Annotated in this window: 1 protein-coding gene; it reads right to left on the bottom strand. The window is 36.4% G+C overall.

Annotation, left to right across the window (positions count from 1 at the left end; all coding sequences use genetic code 11):
* Positions 1-214: 214 nt before the first annotated feature.
* Positions 215-1,087 carry an AraC family transcriptional regulator gene (locus NCY30_RS14930; protein ID WP_250818886.1) on the bottom strand — a complete coding sequence of 291 codons (873 nt, stop codon included), beginning with the start codon at positions 1,085-1,087 and terminating at the stop codon, positions 215-217.
* Between the last annotated feature and the right edge of the window lie 74 nt (positions 1,088-1,161).

The following is a 1,161-nucleotide window of genomic DNA, read 5'->3' as shown; positions in this document are numbered from 1 at the left end:
GTGATATATTGTATGAGAAGTACAAAAGAATGAATATTCAACCCCGAAAAATGTGCTTCTAAAAAATCCATTCTCTAGATTTTTAAAAGAAAAGGCTCTCTGGCAAATGCCAGAGAGCCTTTTCCTGTAATGCGTTTGATGGTGTAGGTTCTAATGAATTAAGGTCCGAATCTGCCAGATAGTGAAAAATCTGTACACATCAACTATTGATTGCTCATTTCACTAGAACAGTCTGGTGTTCACGTTTGTGACGGCTCTTTCGATATTCAGTAGGAGATATTCCATGATATTCTTTAAATATTTTTGAAAAGTAAGAAGGAGAATTGAATCCACAGATCTGACTGATATAGTCTACAGACCAGTCAGAGGTGAAAAGAAATTCTTCACTCTGGGTGATGCGAAAATCCAGTATATATTTTTTTAATGGAACACCCATCTGCTTTGAAAAAATCTCTGAGAGATAGGAGCGATTCAGGCTCAGTTTGTCTGCAATATATTGAACAGTCAGATCCCGTCCGTAGAAATCTTCTACAATGGAAATTGCCCGTTGGACATGACTTTCCGAATTTTGACGACTTTTTCTTTCTGGAAGTTCTTTGGAATCTTCGATAAATGTACCGACTTTTGAAAGAAGGAGAAGAAGGATTCCATTCGTATACAGATCATTTTTTGTATTGTTATTTTTTATGGAAATCAGAATATCGAGGAGATCTTTAATCTCTTCAAAGATTTCTGTAGAAAGTTCCTTGGTAAGTGAGGGGTAACCGAATCCAAGACGATGCATGAAATATGGTGCAAGTTTACCATTGAAACCGACCCACGAATATGTCCAGGGGTCTTCCTTATCGGCCTGATAGAAGACCATCTGATCTGGTTCGACCAAAAAGAGTTGATTTTCTGTAATCTGATATTCTGTTTTATTTACTACAAGGCGCCCTTTACCGGAAAGAACGAAATGCATAAGATAATAAGGTCTTGTTCCAGGGCCATAGGAATGAAGTGGAAGACATTCTGAGTGACCACAGAAACGAAGTTTTATATCATTCCAGTTGGTGTCTCTGTATAGATTTAATTTTTCTATTTCCATATAAACTCCTTTCAGTGATGTGAATATCAGACAAAATTTATAAATTACCCAACAAAAGTGACTAACATGATAAT

The sequence above is a fragment of the Dorea sp. MB18-49 genome (genome assembly GCF_023669465.1).
Lineage (GTDB): Bacteria > Bacillota > Clostridia > Lachnospirales > Lachnospiraceae > Dorea_A > Dorea_A longicatena.
This window is presented reverse-complemented; position numbering and strand designations above follow the sequence as displayed.